The sequence below is a fragment of the Lysinibacillus sp. EB271-A1-10B genome (assembly GCF_058791335.1).
On record NZ_JBYTDL010000006.1, the window covers coordinates 13,096 to 27,655 of the forward strand.

17 protein-coding genes are annotated in these 14,560 nt (G+C 38.1%); 4 read left to right on the forward strand and 13 right to left on the reverse strand.

From position 1 onward, the window contains the following. Positions 1-77: 77 nt before the first annotated feature. The gene (locus AC3WSK_RS10510) at positions 78-599 is read right to left on the reverse strand and encodes a sigma-70 family RNA polymerase sigma factor (protein ID WP_427483074.1); all 522 of its coding nucleotides are present in this window, start codon (positions 597-599) and stop codon (positions 78-80) included. A 591-nt stretch (positions 600-1,190) separates the two neighbouring features. Between AC3WSK_RS10510 and sspI the strand changes: the two genes are divergently transcribed. Both sspI and AC3WSK_RS10520 read left to right on the forward strand, forming a co-directional pair. Continuing rightward, positions 1,191-1,400: a small acid-soluble spore protein SspI gene (gene sspI / locus AC3WSK_RS10515; RefSeq protein WP_079563188.1), complete on the forward strand. Its 210-nt coding sequence runs from the start codon at positions 1,191-1,193 to the stop codon at positions 1,398-1,400. Positions 1,401-1,477: 77 nt separating this feature from the next. After that, positions 1,478-2,857 carry an FAD-binding oxidoreductase gene (locus AC3WSK_RS10520; protein ID WP_492412803.1) on the forward strand — a complete coding sequence of 460 codons (1,380 nt, stop codon included), beginning with the start codon at positions 1,478-1,480 and terminating at the stop codon, positions 2,855-2,857. A gap of 59 nt (positions 2,858-2,916) precedes the next feature. Here AC3WSK_RS10520 and AC3WSK_RS10525 read toward each other — a convergent pair whose 3' ends face one another. From AC3WSK_RS10525 to AC3WSK_RS10545, 5 genes are read right to left on the reverse strand one after another with little or no spacing between them, the layout of a single operon-like run. Continuing rightward, a complete protein-coding gene (locus AC3WSK_RS10525; protein WP_427483076.1) occupies positions 2,917-3,738 on the reverse strand; it encodes an ABC transporter ATP-binding protein in 822 nt (273 codons plus the stop codon). After that, positions 3,735-4,736, reverse strand: coding sequence for a FecCD family ABC transporter permease (locus tag AC3WSK_RS10530; protein ID WP_079563191.1), 1,002 nt, complete (start codon positions 4,734-4,736; stop codon positions 3,735-3,737). The genes AC3WSK_RS10525 and AC3WSK_RS10530 overlap by 4 nt, the downstream gene beginning before the upstream one ends. A 13-nt stretch (positions 4,737-4,749) precedes the next feature. Continuing rightward, positions 4,750-5,892: an ABC transporter substrate-binding protein gene (locus AC3WSK_RS10535; RefSeq protein ID WP_079563192.1), complete on the reverse strand. Its 1,143-nt coding sequence runs from the start codon at positions 5,890-5,892 to the stop codon at positions 4,750-4,752. After that, positions 5,892-6,491 carry a hypothetical protein gene (locus AC3WSK_RS10540; RefSeq protein ID WP_427483079.1) on the reverse strand — a complete coding sequence of 200 codons (600 nt, stop codon included), beginning with the start codon at positions 6,489-6,491 and terminating at the stop codon, positions 5,892-5,894. Before AC3WSK_RS10540 ends, AC3WSK_RS10535 begins: the two co-directional genes overlap by 1 nt. Further along, the gene (locus AC3WSK_RS10545; RefSeq protein WP_079563194.1) at positions 6,488-7,120 is read right to left on the reverse strand and encodes a hypothetical protein; all 633 of its coding nucleotides are present in this window, start codon (positions 7,118-7,120) and stop codon (positions 6,488-6,490) included. Before AC3WSK_RS10545 ends, AC3WSK_RS10540 begins: the two co-directional genes overlap by 4 nt. A 227-nt stretch (positions 7,121-7,347) precedes the next feature. Between AC3WSK_RS10545 and AC3WSK_RS10550 the strand changes: the two genes are divergently transcribed. After that, a complete protein-coding gene (locus AC3WSK_RS10550) occupies positions 7,348-7,983 on the forward strand; it encodes a hypothetical protein (protein WP_427483081.1) in 636 nt (211 codons plus the stop codon). Next, positions 7,980-8,591 carry a hypothetical protein gene (locus tag AC3WSK_RS10555; protein ID WP_079563196.1) on the forward strand — a complete coding sequence of 204 codons (612 nt, stop codon included), beginning with the start codon at positions 7,980-7,982 and terminating at the stop codon, positions 8,589-8,591. The genes AC3WSK_RS10550 and AC3WSK_RS10555 overlap by 4 nt, the downstream gene beginning before the upstream one ends. Positions 8,592-8,667: 76 nt before the next feature. On the opposite strand, the gene AC3WSK_RS10560 is transcribed toward AC3WSK_RS10555, so the two are convergent. From AC3WSK_RS10560 to AC3WSK_RS10590, 7 genes are all read right to left on the reverse strand, one after another. Next, the gene (locus AC3WSK_RS10560) at positions 8,668-9,180 is read right to left on the reverse strand and encodes a GNAT family N-acetyltransferase (RefSeq protein WP_079563197.1); all 513 of its coding nucleotides are present in this window, start codon (positions 9,178-9,180) and stop codon (positions 8,668-8,670) included. 153 nt (positions 9,181-9,333) lie between these two features. Further along, positions 9,334-10,041 (reverse strand): amino acid ABC transporter permease, encoded by a 708-nt coding sequence (locus AC3WSK_RS10565; protein WP_427483083.1) that lies wholly within the window; start codon positions 10,039-10,041, stop codon positions 9,334-9,336. Between the two features lie 12 nt (positions 10,042-10,053). After that, positions 10,054-10,758 (reverse strand): amino acid ABC transporter permease, encoded by a 705-nt coding sequence (locus AC3WSK_RS10570; protein ID WP_492412808.1) that lies wholly within the window; start codon positions 10,756-10,758, stop codon positions 10,054-10,056. Between the two features lie 26 nt (positions 10,759-10,784). Further along, positions 10,785-11,609, reverse strand: a complete 825-nt coding sequence (locus tag AC3WSK_RS10575; protein ID WP_492412810.1) for a transporter substrate-binding domain-containing protein — start codon at positions 11,607-11,609, stop codon at positions 10,785-10,787. 15 nt (positions 11,610-11,624) lie between these two features. Then, positions 11,625-11,897 carry a glutaredoxin family protein gene (locus tag AC3WSK_RS10580; protein WP_079563201.1) on the reverse strand — a complete coding sequence of 91 codons (273 nt, stop codon included), beginning with the start codon at positions 11,895-11,897 and terminating at the stop codon, positions 11,625-11,627. 13 nt (positions 11,898-11,910) lie between these two features. Further along, a complete protein-coding gene (locus AC3WSK_RS10585; RefSeq protein ID WP_492412812.1) occupies positions 11,911-12,918 on the reverse strand; it encodes an LLM class flavin-dependent oxidoreductase in 1,008 nt (335 codons plus the stop codon). Positions 12,919-12,966: 48 nt separating this feature from the next. Next, the gene (locus AC3WSK_RS10590) at positions 12,967-14,295 is read right to left on the reverse strand and encodes an LLM class flavin-dependent oxidoreductase (protein ID WP_492412814.1); all 1,329 of its coding nucleotides are present in this window, start codon (positions 14,293-14,295) and stop codon (positions 12,967-12,969) included. Positions 14,296-14,560 lie beyond the last annotated feature (265 nt).

Below are 14,560 nucleotides of genomic sequence, written 5' to 3' on the forward strand. Positions count from 1 at the left end.
AAATTGTATGCAAATTTAAAAAGTATGCCAATATTCATTTTTCACTGATATTAGCATACCTTTAATGCTTTATAGTACTATTCTTCTATAGAATTTAACAACTCACGAAGCTTAATCATTATTCTTGTACGTCTTTTTTTAACTGCCTCGACAGATACACCTAGTTCTTTAGCAATTTCCAAGTAACTATAACCTTCTACATAAAAAAGTAGTATTATTTTTCCTTCCTCTAATTTCAAATGAGACATAAACCATTCTAAAAGAGCTGGATTTCTATCACCTATATCACGATCTCGAATATAATTTATCGTTTCATGATCCACAAGTGTATTCATAGTTTCAAAACTCTTTTCCTTTGAAAGCTCTTTTAAAATTTCTCCTTTAACGGTTGTATAAATATAAGCAGAAAACAGTCCTTTTGTTTGATCTGCTTTACGCCAAGCATTCCACACGGCTATGGATGCTATATGACGATAATACTCAAAATCCTTATAAATTTGGCACTTTAACAAAATCGACGTGATCATCGGCTGGACTAATTCTAATACTTCATCAAATGGTAGTTCAGGTGATAACTTATTATTATGCTGTGTTGTCATCCTATTGTCCTGTCGACTGTGCACAGTCCATTATTCCTAGGTGCCTCTATCTTAGTTAATAGGCTACAAGCGTGTCGAACAGCCCTTTTAGTAATATGATCAGCAAGTTTTTATAGACACTTTTTAATATTTATACGCAACAATAGTATGATATTTTAAAAATGATATGTTTTAACTTCTTTCAGCAAAAGCATCCGCTGAAATAGAGGAACTCAATCTAAGAACACCACGTCCTGTGGCAACGACTGAGTGACCAACATCGTGTTGGCCCAAAGCCTCCGGCGGATGTCACGGAAATCGGAAAGGAGTTCACAGAGGATGTTAGCCTAAAATCATCGCATCCATGCGATAACGGCTAACTGACCTGCATCGGTAAAAACGCCACGTCCTATGGCATTACCGAAATGACCGACATCGTGTCGGCCCTCGTGTTGCTGACGCTACGTTAGCACTGCGCTTTCGCACAAAAAACATCTGCAGGTCTAGCACAAAGCCGATTCCGGACGCAATTATGCCAAGGCATAATTGATTTGTAATTCTATACATATTTCTTAAAGAGTTGGACAAATTACTACTAAGGAGGCGAAATAGATGAATTTTCAAATAAGAGATGCGATTACGACAAACGTACATGGACAATCAGCGGCTGAATTTAAAGATATTGTCGAGGATGCAATTAGCCGTGGTGAAGAGCATTTACTTCCAGGGCTTGGTGTGTTTTTCGAAAAATGGTGGCAGCAATCTAGTCCTGCTGAGCAGGATGCATTTACCCAAAAATTAGAAAAAGCCTTTGCTCACTAATTTTTTATAGCAGTTCATTCCATTTCCAATAAATGCATGATAAAGTTTAATTTATCAGAAAATTAGGAGGGATTGGAATGACTGTTGCTGTAGAATTAATAGTAAATCAACTAAAAAAAGTTTTATCCGAAGAACAGGTGTCAACAAACGAAACGGTGCGACAGCTACATGGAAAGGATGAATCTCATCATACAATGAGCTTACCAGATGTCGTTGCCTTTCCTCGTTCCACGGCCGATGTCAGTGCCATCTTAAAAATTGCGCATGCGGAACATGTACCAGTCGTACCTTTTGGTGTTGGCTCAAGTTTAGAAGGTAATGCAATTCCCATTGCAAATGGCATTTCTATCGATTTCTCTGAAATGAATGCTATTTTAGAAATTCGACCAGATGACCTGCTAGTAAAAGTACAACCGGGTGTAACACGTGCCCAATTGAATAAAGAATTAAAAAAACATGGACTTCAATTCACAGTTGACCCGGGTGCTGATGCGACACTAGGTGGAATGGCGGCAACGAATGCCAGCGGAACAACCGCAGTGCGTTATGGTGTTATGCGCGATCAAGTAAGAGATTTAGAGGTTGTACTCGCCGATGGTTCAGTCATTCATACCGGTAGCTTAGCAGCGAAGTCTTCTTCTGGTTATCACTTGAATGGCCTTTTCATTGGCTCTGAGGGTACGCTAGGTTGCTTTACAGAATTAACTTTACAAGTCTATGGTATACCCGAATTTGTATCGGCGGGACGTGCAGTTTTTGCGACAGTTGGCGATGCTGTCAGTGCAGTAACCGCATTGCTGCAAGCGGGCATTTCAATTGGCCGTGTTGAACTGGTCGATGAAGCCTCTATTAAACAAGCAAATATTTATAATGAAACATCCTATGACGAGAAACCAACACTATTTTTAGAATTTCACGGAAATGAAGCTGGTATGCATGCAGATATAGAATTTGCTAGAGAAATTTTTGCGGACTTTGGCTGTCTTTTTGTTGAATTTGAACATGACAATGCAGCTCGAAATAAACTATGGGAGGCGCGCCACTCATTGGCCTATGCATATATCCATGCCTATCCGGGAAAAAAGCTTATGTCGACTGATGTTTGTGTGCCGATATCTGTGCTTGCTGAGTCCGTTTTGTATGCTCGTGAACAGCTTGAGGATGTTGGTCTTGCAGGCGGAATTGTAGGTCACGTAGGAGACGGTAACTTCCACGCCTTGTTAATGTTAGACCCAAAAGATGCTGAGGAGCAAGCAAAAGCCAACCGCTTCAATGAACATATCGTCCAATTTGCTTTACTTCGTGGTGGCACTTGTACCGGTGAACATGGTGTTGGTATTGGGAAAATGAAATATCAGTCTACAGAGCACGGAACATCTTTATTAGTGATGAAGAGCATAAAGGCAGCACTTGATCCACATAACATTATGAATCCAGGGAAGATTTTCAACTTATAAGGTAGATACTTAAAACACGATCTCGCCATGAAAGGTGAGATCGTGTTTATTTTTGGAGATTATCGACTGTTACGCTCAGTCCCTAATGCGCTTGGTATCATCGTTTCAACCAGGTAATCTCCTTCTTCAAATATAATTTTTTTCAACTCAATACCGAAAAATTCCTTCATCCTTACTTCTGTCATTACCTCTTGTACTTTACCGTAGATGACGCCTTTTTCTTTGGCAGTCATCAAGACTCGGTCTGCTAGATAAAATGCATGATTTGGGTAATGGGTATTAATTATGCACGAAATTCCACGTTCCTTTGATAAACGCTTAATCGTTTGTAAAATAACTATTTGTTTTTGAATATCCAAATGCGACTCAGGTTCATCTAAAATCAAAACTTCTGGTTCAGAAACAAGCGTTCTTGCAATTAAAGCTAACTGCAATTCACCACCACTAATTTCATTGCATGATTTTTTAGCAAGATGTAAAATATCAACCATCTCAAGTGCTTGATGAGCCGCTTCCAAATCCTTCGCGGATGGCTGAGCAAGGGTACTAATATACGGAGCCCTCCCCATAACGACAAGCTCTTCTACAGAAAATCCAAATACCATTTTATGCGCTTGGGGCACATATCCAACACGTTTCCATAGTTCTTTACGATTTAATGTTACAAGTGATTTGCCGTCTATGAAAGTTTCTCCTTTTTTCCATTCAAGTAACCCAGTTATACATTTTAACATCGTCGTCTTCCCTGCTCCGTTCGGACCTAGAATCGCCATTATTTCGCCAGGCTCCAATGAGAAATTGATGTCTTGTGCATATAAATCAGGTAATTTCTTTCGTCTTTTTTCATAATGATAATTACCGTTTATCACTTCAATTTTCATGCCCAGCCTCCTCCTGAACGGCGTAATAAATAAGCGAAGAACGGCGCTCCAATAATTGCTGTTAAAATAGATAAAGGTATTTCTGTTGCTGTTAATGATCGAGCTAAATCATCAATTATTAATAAATAAATACTACCAATAGCTACGGATACAGGTAATACAAATTGATTATTATTCCCGACTAGCATACGTGCAACATGTGGAATAATTAAACCAACCCAACCAACAATACCAGCAACGGCTACGGATGCGGCTGTAATTAAAGTCGCTCCTAAAATGACGAACCATTTTAAACGAGTAACGGGAATTCCCATTGATGCTGCTTCGTCCTCCGGCAATGTTAAAATATTCAATCGCCAGCGAAGTAAATATAATAGTAAAATTCCAATTAATATGAGTGGTCCACCAATATATAAATCCTTATAGGTCGCGGTACCAAGACTTCCCATTAACCAGTAAGTAATGGCTGGAAGTTTTTCCTCCGGATCGGCCAAAAATTTTGTTAAGGAAATTAATGCATTAAAGAGTGCAGACGTAACAACACCTGCTAAGACAAACATAAAAATCGGTGCGTTTTTCTTTGCTCCTGCAATTAAATACGTAAAGCCAATTGCACCTAATCCAAAAATCAGTGCCATCATTTGTGCAATAAAGTTTTGTCCAAATAACAATATCCCAAGCGATGCTCCAAACCCTGCACCCGCAGAAACACCTAATATATCAGGAGATACTAGTGGATTTCCAAACATACCTTGAAAGCCTGCACCCGCAATCGATAAACCACCGCCAATCAATAGAGCAAGTAATATTCGAGGTAACCGAATATTCATCACTACAGTTTCTTCCATATTTGTCCATGTTTGTTCAATAGGAAATACTTGAGAAGCTAGGATTTTAATAATATGCTCCAAGCTTACCTCAAATCGTCCAACACCGAGTGAAACGATTGCTACCAAAATCGGTAGCAACCATAAAAGTAACATTTTCCATTTCTTCATTTACATTCAGTCCTTAATATTTCGCTGCATCTGAAGAAGGATTTAAAATAGAGTGGACTTCCTCATCTGAAACATCAAATTCATAGAAATCCTTATAGTAAGTTTTAATCTCATCTTCTATTTTATAGTTAAATAACGTTGGGTGATTTTTTTGTGCCAGCCATTTTAGCATTAATGGCGCATCGCCACTTGGTGGGAACCAACGATAAATACCTAATGGAATTTTATAAACTTTCCCCTCTTGAACAGCTTTCACCTGACTCCAATCCTGTCCATCTACCTTGTTTTTAAGTAAGTCCTCTGGCTGCGTTTCAGTGAAGTTGGTGATATAAATGATATCTGGATTCCAAGCATAGATTTGCTCCATATTTACTTCTTTCTTTCCTTGTACATCATTTTCAGCAACGTCTACAGCTCCTGTTGCGTTAAGCCATTGATTACCGAAAAAGTTTTTACCACCAACCGTGATGGATTTATCATTATGCATATGTAGTATCATCGCACGAGGCTTGTCCTGAGTAGCAACATCTTTTAATTTAGCATCAAGTTCGGACTGCACTTTTTTACCTTCATCTAAGAAACGGTCAGCACGGTCAGTCGTTCCTGTCATTTGACTCGTTAATTTCAACCAGCTATTGAATGTTGCCAAAGGCTCCGCAGCAGCAGCATCAATTGCTTTTACGGCAACAACAGGGATTCCAGCCTCTGAAATTTTATTAATAGAATCCTCATTTGTTGAAATCTCTACATAAAGTTGAGGGTTCACTTTCATTAATTCTTCCACATTCACTTCACCATTTTGAATAAACGATGTTTCTGCTTTTAAAACATCTGGAGAGATTTTGGCCAAAATTGAATTTTTCGCGGCATTATACGAATTTGGATGCATACCAACAATTTCTTTCGTTGAGTTTGTAGCGACATACCATGTAGAGAAATAAGGTAATATCCCTCCTGTCACGACACGATCAATTTTGCCTGGTACTGTTACTTCACGACCAAGCTGATCCGTCACAATTTTTTCCTCTACCGTTGACTGAACTTCCGCTTTTGAAGATTCAGCAGATTGATTTGAAGATGATCCTCCATCTTGACTGCCACACGCTGCAAGCATTGCAGTTAATGCTAGTGTAGCTAAATAACCATATTTTTTCATTAATTCTCTTCCTCTCTTAACCATTTTGCCATTCCGTGTAAAAAGGGCTTCGACTGATCGATAAAACCAAGCCCAATATGGAACATTGGATCTAGTGTTGTGACAACTAATTCACCTTTAAAACTTACGTTGTCGATATAAAATAGTGAACGACCACCTGGTATATCTAGTAATGATTGCGCACCAGCTGGTGGTAAAAACGAACCATGATAATGCCACTTCATATCATGAAGCGTTATATAGTTAAATAACGGATGTGTTGTATTTTGCTCGCTCATTGGTAAATCGCTGCCTTCGCGTACCCACCAGCTGAAATTCACTTCCGAATCCTCCCAATCAATTGTTGGAAACCAATTATCCAATATCTCACCAAAAATAATGAGCCGCTTACCCGATTCAATAAATGAGATAAGCTGCGATTGATAACGTTTCAAATGGGGAATATCAAGGCGACATGATAAAATCAATGTGTCATAATCTGCTAAATTATATCGATGTAATTCACGAATATGTAAAATATCATCATATAAATAATGAAATTCTTGGTCTTCAAAAAATCGGTTTTGAAAGGGTAATCCATTTGTTACGATACCAATCATTGTGTCTCCACTCCCTTCAATTGATTTCGCTCATACTCTTCTCGGATGCATGTAAGCATTTGCAAACTTAAATATCGTGAGGAATTATCTTCATCGATAAATACTCGATAAATATCCGTCCCTGCACCTGCAAAAATTGTGCCATTTGTTGAATCACGATCCACATAAATGATCGTCGCACCACTTTGATCCGTCACAAGTACTTCTGCATGCAATGGAATCTTTTCGAAATAACCACGAGAAAAAAATCCTCGAACTCCTTTACGGTAGTTAATGTCATAAGCATCAATACCTGCGAATAATGGATATATTGGCTCTTTTATAATTATTTCACGATCCTTTAACGGAATCGGAGAACGCTTCCAGTTAGGAACTCCCGCTAACCAAGGTAATGATGTCTCTGTAAGTGAAAAAATAACGCCGCCATGAGACAAATATTGATTCAAAATATTTTTATGCTCTAATAAAAATTGCTCCTCTACTAAATTAGTAATAATTAAGCCCGCATAGGCACGTAAATCGGTATACGGTAAATCGTATAAATATAAAAATGTTAATCCTCGCTTTCGATCCTCATCTGTCAGTCTCGAAAACTGTATATCAATACCAACATAAGCAATTGGTTTCAAAACGAACCCTTCTTTCTATTTTGGTTTTATTGAAAATGATTATCATTTGCATCTAAATACATATTACAGTATAGTGATAATGATTATCATTGTCAAACTAGTTTTATGCACTTCCTTTTGTTTCCAAGATATTAGAGGGGAATTTTTTCCACGAACAATATTCAAAAGGCATAAAATATTTTTTCAATATAATTTAAACCTTAACTTTATTTTTGGAGGAATAAAATATGAGTGACTCGATTTCGATACTAAAACTAGACCCTGGACATGCTTTCGGTGTGAATGGTCGTATGCAAAAAGATACAGGAAATGAATCAAAAATAATTGATCAATATGATTTTGCATACGCAAATTTGGAGAATGTGGATGTTATCCTAATACCAAACTTTATTGATCAAGAATTTTTGTATAGTCAACGTGAGAAGATTGCTGCCTTTTTAGAAGAGAAAAAAATCGTAGTGTATTGTGGCCATCTATTCCGTGAATGGCTACCAGGCTGCGGTCCATTTATGCCACAGCTTATTCGTAGTTATAAAGATTATGAGGTTTTTCCTAATGCAGATTCATCTATTTTCCAAGGTGTAACTACTGAAGATATGACATTTAAAAAAGGAGTTGCTGGCTTTTTTGCACGTGGTTATCACCACGCACCAGAAGATGCCGAAATATTACTTACTTTCTCAAATGGTAAAGCGGTTACATATGTAGATCGTTCTACAACAAATGGTACCATTTTAGTCCATGCAGGACGGGATTTACTAGGCTATGCTAATGAAAACAAATCAACTGATCTTATTCGTCCACAATTTTTAGCATGGCTTGAAGCAGAAGTACAATCATTAAAGGAGTGCACAGTACAATGAGAAAAATCGGTGTTATATATAGTGGTAATGAGTCACATTATCGGACATTCCTTGAACCAAAATTCAATCAATATATAAAAAAATTAATTTATCATCCCGATTTCCTAGAAACGGACATCGACGACTTAGACGTACTTATTGTTCCCTCTCAATTAAATCACAAGCTGTTACTTGCTAGCGTGAAAAAAATACAATCATTTGCTGATAAAGGTGGAATTGTAGTTGCATTTGGACCACAGCCATGGAGTTGGCTACCAGCACAACAATGGGAAGAACGACCAACGAATTTTTGGTGGTGGCTTGAAAAAGATGCTTCAAGTGGTCTAGTATTACAACAACCAAAACATCCTCTATTTAACGGTTATTTAACACTCGCTGACTGCACATGGCATCAACATGGCGTTTTCTGGCCTCCTGAGAATGCAGATATTTTAATATCGACGGAAGATGGTGGTGCTGTTTTATATATTGATACCACCTCTACTGGCGGAACATGGATTATTACGACATTAGATCCTGATTTCCATTTCGGATCTTACTTTATGCCAGCAACCGAGCGTTTCTTTGAAGGTTTTTTCCCATACTTAGCCTATGGCAAAATTTCATAAGCGCTGATTTAAAAGTAAATGCCATAGAAAAGGGTGAATCAACCCTTTCCTATGGCATAAAAAATTTTACGGGAATTTATAAATCATAGCGGAAACTTTTGACAAGCTTGCCTCCCTTATAAAACTCTTTAGACTCATCTCTTACAAAGCCCAGCGATAAATAAAGATTAATAGCAGCCTGCATAATATCACCTGAGTGCAAATATAATGCTTGATCCTGACGATTGCGTGCAAAGTCGAAGCTTTCATGCAATAATTTTTTAGCAATGCCTAGCCCTCTTCCTTTAGGATGGACGCCCAGTAAGCGTACAATGGTAGACTTTATGTCAAGCTCCGGCAGACCATACGCTTTTTCGGAATCTGTAAATAATTGCAGTCCCCCTAAAATCTCATTACCACGCTTTGCTACTAAAATGGTTTCTGCATTTGGATTACCAACAGATGCGCGAATATCACTTAAGTACGATGCCCAGTTCTCTGGGTTTTCATATTCTTTTTCATATTGTGCATAACTCTCTACTAGAACCTCTAAATACCGGGCATAGTCTTCCTCTTTCAAATGCTCAATCACTATTTCAGCTACTGCCATTGTTCAATCCCCTTTTCTATTTAATCAACAATATATCCATTATGCCTCAGCATAAATTACATCTCTTAGCCTGAGCCCCTCTTTTCATCGGATGTTTGGATACCTGTACCTGTCGCTACGCTTCCGATACAAAAGACATTCGCCGAAAAGAAGTTAAATGCCTCCCTTACTATAGGCAGTTACTCTTCTCTCAATACGATGTGCAAACCATTCAACGATAACTGAAACACCCCAATAAACTAGCCCGACAGCGATAAATGCCTCCAAAAACTTTAAATTAATAGAAGCAACGATATTCGCAACCCCAGTTAACTCTTTAACCGAAAGGAAAAATGCTAGTGAAGTGGCATGTAAGAAACCAATAAAAACATTTGTGAAGTTAGGGATGGATTTACTAAATGCTTGGGGTAATATAAAGCGTCGCATCGCCTGTGAAAATGTTAAACCGACTGCATATGCTGCCTCTAGCTGTCCCTTTGGTACACTTAAAATACCGGACCGAATTATTTCGGAAGCATAGGCTCCTGCACTTAGCGTCAAAGCAAAAATAACAAAAAATAAAATAGGAATAGAGCTTGATTGAATCTCAATTTTTAAAGCCTTGGCAAAGACATCAACAACAATTGGTATGCCAAAATAAACAAGCATAATATGCATAATGATAGGTGTGCCTCTAAAAAAAGATACGTAAAAATTCAACAATGGTGCGAGAAATTTTGTTTGTTGTATTCGAATAAATGCAATAATAATGCCGATTAAAGTGCCCAATAAGACAGGTGTAACTGCCATGAACAACGTTAACGGCAAGACTTTACTAATTTCTTTTACCGCTTCAAAAATAAAAGCAATATCTATAGTCATAGCCTTTACCCCCTAGCTAGATGCAGTTTCCTTTGGCATATATCGATTAAGATACCGTTCATTGCGCTTTAATACATTTTCTAACAAAATAACAATGACATAATAAACGATGGACAGCGCCAAATATATTTCCAGTGCTCTTGTCGTTGAAGCCATTAGCGTTTCTCCACGTCCCACCATATCCATAACGCCAATAGAAAATGCTAAAGACGTATCCTTTAATGAACTTATCATCGTATTTGCCATATTGGGAAAGGCCACACGAATCGCCTGAGGAAGAATTATGCGAATAAAGGCCTGTATTCCACTTAATCCAACTGAATAAGCTGCCTCCATTTGACCACGATCAACTGTTAAAATTGCCGCTCTAAAAATCTCAGCAAACGATGCAGCATTGCTCAACGTATAAGTAATAATTACAAAATACATAGCATCCATTCTTGTTACATCAATATGCACAAGTTTCAATAATGCTGGTATACCGTAAAACACTAAAAACAATTGCACTAAAATCGGCGTACCTCGAATAAACGAAATATAAATCGTTATAATTTGCTTCAATACTGGTATGTGTAGCAACTTTGGTATAGAGATCACTATACCGAGCAGCATGCCAAAAATAGTGGCGAACACTAAAATTTCAAGTGTTACTGGTAAATACTGAAGCAATATTGGAAGTACTTTTGCAATTAGTGTGAAGTCAAAGTCATTAGCCATACTTCCTTCTCCCTCTCCTATTCCGTTTAGAAGTCTACCGAATAATCGTCACCTAACCATTTCTTACTTAACTTACTAATGACGCCTTCTGCCTTTAACTCTCGAATTGCATCATCAAGTCGCTTCTGTAAGACAGCCTCGTCTTTATTTAATAAGAAGTAAACTTTTGAATTTAATAAAGCATCTCCTACAACCTTCTCCTGCGCCTCATTACTTTCATTAAAGTACTTTACTGCAAATGGTGTTGTAATGATTGCATCGATACGACCTGTCGCAAGTTGATTGTGAATATCAACCGAGCCGGAAGAATAGATAATATTAGCGCCTAAATTATGTTCCTTATTATATTTCTCTATATAGACAGCCGAGTTACTAGTTGGTGAAACACTAACGTTTTTCCCTTTCAAATCATCAATGGATTGAATAGAATTGTTTTTTTCATTGACTGTTACTTTTAATGGGAATACATTATAAGGTTCTTTATTAAAGAGGAATTTCTCCTCTCGTTCACTATTGACCTCCATTTGATGGGCAATAAAGTCAATTTTCCTTGTCTCTAAACTTAATAATAAATTTGCAAATTCCATTGTTTTAAATTCAATTTCATATTCTGGTAGCTTCTCATCAATGGCACGAACAAGCTCTACATCATATCCTGTTAAATTCCCCTTGTCATCAATGAAACAGATATTTGGAAATTGGGTTCCTGTACCAACAATGATTTTTTGAACATCCTTGCCACCTTGTGCTGCACTATTTTCACTAGTATCCCCTTCGGACTTTTCCGTATTTGTACAAGCTGTTAAAAGTAAAGTTAGCAATAATAGTAAATAAAACGATAATTTTTTCATAAACTCCCTCTCTTCTTATGCATGCGATGGTAGATCAACAGCAAGTACTGCTTTTAAATGCTCCAACCCAATTTCTGTTACTGCTTTAAAGACGCCATTTGCTCCAATTTCGACAACCGGGACATAACGGACACCATATTTTATTTCAAGAATGTCACGGAATGCATCCTGATGTGTTACATCCACCGTTTTGTACGAAATGCCTTGTTGTTGTAAGTATGTTTTCACTTCATCACAATAACTACAGCCTTGCTTAGACCAAACAATTACATCTATATTTTTTGCCATGTTCATTTCCTCCTTAGCTTACCGCTTCTTTTTGCTGCAAATTTACTGGACTTAAAAGTTCAAATGATCGTTCCCGTTCAAATTCCTTCAACACAGGCGTATGCAAAATAAACTCATCAATTTGATAGCGCACATGATAGTCATCTAATATCGTTTTAATGTCTTCTGGAGAACCGTATACAATATCTGCATCATATTGCTTCACCGTAAATGTCTCTCCAGATTCCTGACCAAATCTCTCTGCAAGTTCTACCGATTGTAATGTTAGGCTTCTCCCACTCGCTAAATGCACCTTCGTAATTTTTTGATCACCAATTAACTCTTTCGCCTCTTCTTTTGTAGGGGCTGCAAAGGCTGCGATTGAAACGGCGAAATGACCGTTTGGATAATGCTTGCGATATGCTGTAGCTGCTTGTGCTAACACGTCATTATCACTATTAATAAATCGAGCAAAGACGAACGCAATGCCTAATGTGCCTGCAAGAGCGGCACTTTGTGGACTTGCCCCAAGTAAAAATAATGCTGGTTTTACCTTTGGAATCGGCGTTACCTGTACGCCATATAACTCGTGTTCAGATGGAACAGCTTGATCAATTAATTGCTGCAAAAATGTTAATCTTCCCTCGAAATCTTCGCCTTGATTGAACGTGCCATATTGCAACGCCTTCGTAGAGAGGGGTAAACCGCCCGGTGCCTTCCCTATGCCTAAATCAACTCGCCCGGGCTCCAACGAAGCGAGAACATGGAAATTTTCTGCTACCTTGTATGGGCTGTAGTGCTGAAGCATCACTCCACCCGACCCGATATTGATAGACTTTGTTTTAGCAAGTAGATAAGACACTAATACCTCTGGAGATGACCCCGCTAATGTAGCTGTATTATGGTGCTCTGACACCCAAAAACGTGAATAACCCAATTTCTCTGCTTTTTGTGCTAGAGCCACTGTTTTTTGTAAGGTCTGCTCGTTTGTAGCACTCTCAATAATGGGACTTTGATCTAATATACCTAATGAATAGCTCATACACTTTCCTCCTCCAAATACACTTATTCATATATATTTACTAGGTTTTTAGACAGATTGTTTGACATAACGGCTTTCTTTAAATGGTAAACCTAAGTTACCACGTAATGTGTCCGCCTCGTATTCTTCACGATATAGCCCTCTAGCCTGTAAAATCGGCACAACCTTATCTACAAAATCATCCAGTGCTCCAGGTACAGTAACACCTATAATAAAGCCATCAGCCGCCTCTTTTTCAAACCATTCCTGTACGAGATCAGCAACATGCTCTGCTGTGCCAAAGAACGCCGTTTTTGGGGTTGCTTCACGTAAAGCAACTTGTCGCAATGTTAACTCTTCTTGTTTGGCATATTTTTTAATATAATCAGTCGTACTTCTAAAGCTATTTGCTCCTATTTTACCAAGCTCTGGGAACGGAGCATCTACATCATATTGTGTAAAATCATGATGATCGAAATATCGACCAAGATAAGCAAGTGCACGCTCTATCGAAACGAGCTCAACGATTTCCTGATACTTCGCTTCCGCTTCCTCAAGCGTATCGCCAATAATCGGAGAAATTCCTGGGAAAATTTTAACTTCATCTGGATTGCGTCCAAATGCTGCAACTTCAGTCTTTACTCTTTTATAAAATTTCTGTGACTCTTCTAATGACGTACCATGTGTAAAGATTGCGTCTGCATCCTTTGCGGCTAATCGAATTCCTGCATCTGAAGAACCCGCTTGGAAAATAACAGGCTGCCCTTGCTTAGAGCGCGCAATATTTAGCGGACCTTGCACTGAAAAATATTGCCCCTGATGATTTAATGTGTGTAGCTTAGTTGAATCAAAAAAAACATCATTTTCTACATCTGCAATGAAAGCATCGTCTTCCCATGAATCCCACAATCCCCTTGCCACTTCTAAATATTCCTCAGCAATTTGATAGCGCTCTGCGTGACTCGGATGCTGCTCAATTGTTTTATTGTAGTTTAAGGCAGTGCTTTCTAACGGGGTCGTGACAACATTCCATCCTGCACGCCCCCCACTAATATGATCTAAAGAGGCAAATTGACGTGCCACTGTAAATGGTTCGCTATAGGAAGTTGATACAGTGCCTACTAACCCGATGTTTTTAGTTGTTACTGCTAGCGCCGATAAGATTGTTAGTGGCTCGAAACGATTTAAAAAATGCGGAATCGATTTTTCATTGATGAATAAACCATCCGCAATAAAAGCTACATCAAATTTCCCTTGCTCAGCCTTTTGTGCCTGTTGAATATAAAACGGCAAGCTTACACTTTGATTGCTAGCAACCTTCGGATGACGCCAACTTGAAATATTACCACCTACACCATGAATAATAGCCCCGAATCGAATTTTGTCCTGTCTCACCATATTTACTCCTCCTCAAATTTTATTTTTACTAAACTTAGTGGTTAAGTATGTTTTAAGTGTAAAAAAATACTTTATTTATGGAATCATAAATAAAATAGGATTGAGGAAGATAATACCTTTCATTTATACAATTTGCAATGGGCTACATAATAGAAAAAATTTTACTGTCATATAAAATATTTTATCAATATCAATTATGCCTCGGCATAATTGTGTCCGTGTGCTTAGGTCCGCAATTGTCTTTTGTGCGAAAGCGAAGCGACAG